Genomic DNA, 3,322 nt, shown 5'->3' on the forward strand with positions numbered 1-3,322 from the left:
AGCCGCTGAGCACATAAAACACGTTGACGCCGAGATACATCTCGTGGCAGAGGCGAAACACGGTTTCGCCGCACCACGTGCGGTCGAACATGTTGAAGTGGTAGTTGAAGACCGCCCAGGCCGCCAATGCCCTGACGCCGGTGAGCTCGGCAAAATACTCTTGGCGGCGCGACATGGAGGGTGATGCTGTAGATTGAAAGGGCGAGCTTAGGGCTGCGCGCGGTAGGGTTTGCCTGCGGCGTACAACTGGCGGCGAGACTCGATACGGGTGGCGAAGGAAATGTCGTCGGCGGCGATTGCGGCCTCGCGAGCTTGCTCGGCGGTGGTCACCGCCTGCTGATACTGTCCCGTGGCCGCATAGGCCGCGGCCAGGGTGTCTAGGTGCGAGGCCTTGTCCGATTTCGAATCGCGGTTGACCGAAGTCGCAAGTTCCAGCGCGCGCTGCGCGTCGGCGGGGGCGCCGTCGGTGGTGGCCAGGTGCCAAGCCAAGTCGTTGATCGCCAGCACCCAAGTGGGCCGCAGCCGCACGGCGGCTTCTAGCTGCTCAATGCCTTGTGCGCGATGACCCTGGCTTATGAGAAGTTGACCGAGCCGCAGCCGCGCGGCGGCGTCGCTGGCGCGCGCGACGACGACTTGCCGCAAGCGCTCGATCGCTTGCTCAGGGTGGCCTTGATGTACCAGCGCCAGCGCCAGTTCGTTTTGCGCGTCGACACTGTCGGGATGATAACGAGCGGCCTCGGTGAAATGTTGCAACGCTCGATCGTGATGGCCTAGCTCTCGCTCAAGGCGGCCGGAATAGAGCCGCGCGTCGAGTCGCGTGGCGTTGAGCGCGAGCACGCGGTTGAATTGCTCTAATGCCATTTCCTTGTCGCCTTGCCGCGCATAGGCCACGCCGAGGCCGAAATGCGCCTGGGCGAGCGCTTTGTCATCGGCGCGCGAAGCGCCAGCCAGTTGAATGACCCGTTTGAAATCGGCGATGGCCAAAAGCAGATCGTCCCGTTCCAACAGTAGCACGCCGCGCTGATTGAGCGCGGCAAGCGATTGCGGGCTATCGGCCAGCACGCGATCGAGCATGGAGTTCGCCTCGGCGAAGTCGCCATTCCAGGCGAGCGCGCCAGCCAGGCCGAGCGCGAATTCTTCGTCGCCGGGTGAAAGTCGCACCGCTTCTCGCAAATGCTTAATCGCCTCTGCTCGCTGTGCGGCGTGCGCGGGGGACTTGTCGAGCTTACGCAACAGGTCGTTGGCGTACAGAAAATGGGCGACATCGTTGGCATGGTTCACGCGGAGGGCATTGGCGAAGAGCGTGCCCGTGTCGCGCCAGACGCGCATTTGCTGGTTGGTCAGCCAGGTGAGCGCGAGAAGCAGCGCTGTGGCCGCGGCGCCTAAGACCCACTGGCGACGTGGCCAGGCCGCGCTCAGATCGGCGATACCCCAGGCGATGATGATGAACACGCCGATGGTTGGCACGTAGGCATAGCGATCGGCCATTGCTTGCGAACCCACTTGCACGACGCCGATCACTGGCACTAGCGTGCCGAGATACCAAAACCAGCCGACTGGCAGATAGGGGCGACGCTTGGCTTGCCAAATAACGAGGGCTGTGATCGCAACCAGCAGCACCAGACACGCCACAACCCACCCGATAGCCAGTTGGCCGCGCGGATGTGGATAGAGCGCCGCCAGATCGAAAGGCCAACAGAGCTTGCGCAGGTATTCGACATAGGAGACCACCGCATTGCCTAGGCGTTGGGGCAGCGGGAGCAATGTAAAATCGGGCTTAGCCTGCATGCGAAAGGTGGCCACGCTTGAGCCAATGGCCAGCGCGATCAAAGGCGTCTTCTCCAAGAGCAGCTTTTGCCAACCAGGCTTGTCGGCATCGCGCGAAGTGCGCGATTCCGCAGAATTGAAGCTGGCGCGCTGCAGAGGCCAATAGTCGATCAAGAGCAGCGCGAAGGGGAGAGTGACCAGCATGGGCTTGGACATCAGCCCTAGCGCGAGGCAGACGGCGACTAGCGAATAGCGAGCGATTGAGGGGCGATCGACGTATCGCACGTAGGCCGCCATGGCAAGCAGCCAAAACAGGGTGCTCAGCAGATTCTTGCGCTCGGCCGCCCAGGCGACCGATTCGACATTGAGCGGATGGACGGCGAATAGCGCGGCAACCGCGGCGCTAGGCCATTGCCGGCCTGTGAGGCGCAGCAGAATGAGGAACAGCAACACGCTGTTGACGGCGTGCAGCAAGACATTTTCGCGATGATGCCAGGCAGCATGCCGCCCCAACACGCTGACATCGAGCATGTGCGACAACCAAGTGACGGGATGCCAATTGTGCGCGGTGAATGTCGAAAACGCCCAACTCAGACCGGTGCTCGAAAAGCCGCGGTCGAGATTGAAATTTTCGGTGATGTAAACCTGATCGTCGTATTGGACAAATGAATTGGCGCCGATTCCCCAATAGGCGACGACGACTACTAGGATCAGTCCGACAGAGATTGCGACTGCGACTTTGGGCGCTGCGCCGAGCCACGCGCAAGCCGACAACTGTTTCTGTTTGGCGGGTCGGAGCACAGTTTGCCGTTAGTTGAGGGATGGAGGCGGACCGAAAAAGGTCGCGTCCTGGGAAAAATACAGCGCCGTTGGCGAGTTCGATTGCGAGTTGAACGGATGGCGCGACATATCAATTGCCGCAGCGCATTGGGGACCAATGGCAGCAGTCCGGCGGCTTAGGTCCAGTATAGGCGCCAATCTGGCACGGTACAGGACGGCGCGAGCGTCGTGGGGCAACAAAAAAAGCCGCCCTCGCCGAAGCGAGAGCGGCTCTTGATGGTTAGCACAGGCGAAACCGCTAGGCCGACTTGCGCCGACGTAGCCGAGTGGCCAGGGCCATGGCGCCTCCGGAGAGGGCAATCACGACCCAAGTGGTCGGCTCGGGAACGCACTCGAAGGTGTACGAGGCGAACCCGAATCCACCGTCGCCATCCGAAACCTGGACGTTGACCGTGTGGACGCCCAGCCCGTAGAGGGTGTTGGGAGTGGGCACACCGGTGTAGTCGTCGTATTGACCATCGTTATCCAGATCCCAGTCGAAGACCAGGATGTCGAAGATACCCGGATCGAAGGCGGTGGCGGAGAAGCTGATGATGCATCCGCCGGGGCCCGGATTGGGAATCTCAGTCGCGGTCAAGCTGGTGATGATCGGGGCCACGTTGAGAATGGTCAACGTGTCGCTGATCGACGAGGTGTCATCGCCATCGAAGGCAGTGCCGAGCACGTTGGCGGTGGTTGTGCCGCCATTGTTCTCGTAGAACGGTCCCAGGCTCAC

Annotated in this window: 2 protein-coding genes; both read right to left on the reverse strand. The window is 61.7% G+C overall.

All coding sequences use genetic code 11. The features are described 5' to 3' along the window. Positions 1–207: 207 nt before the first annotated feature. Positions 208–2,568 carry a tetratricopeptide repeat protein gene (locus K1X71_21170; GenBank protein ID MBX7075661.1) on the reverse strand — a complete coding sequence of 787 codons (2,361 nt, stop codon included), beginning with the start codon at positions 2,566–2,568 and terminating at the stop codon, positions 208–210. A gap of 277 nt (positions 2,569–2,845) precedes the next feature. Beyond that, on the reverse strand, positions 2,846–3,322 hold a 477-nt coding region (locus tag K1X71_21175; protein MBX7075662.1), incomplete at its 5' end, for a PKD domain-containing protein.

It is taken from the genome of Pirellulales bacterium (assembly GCA_019694455.1).
Lineage (GTDB): Bacteria > Planctomycetota > Planctomycetia > Pirellulales > JAEUIK01 > JAIBBY01.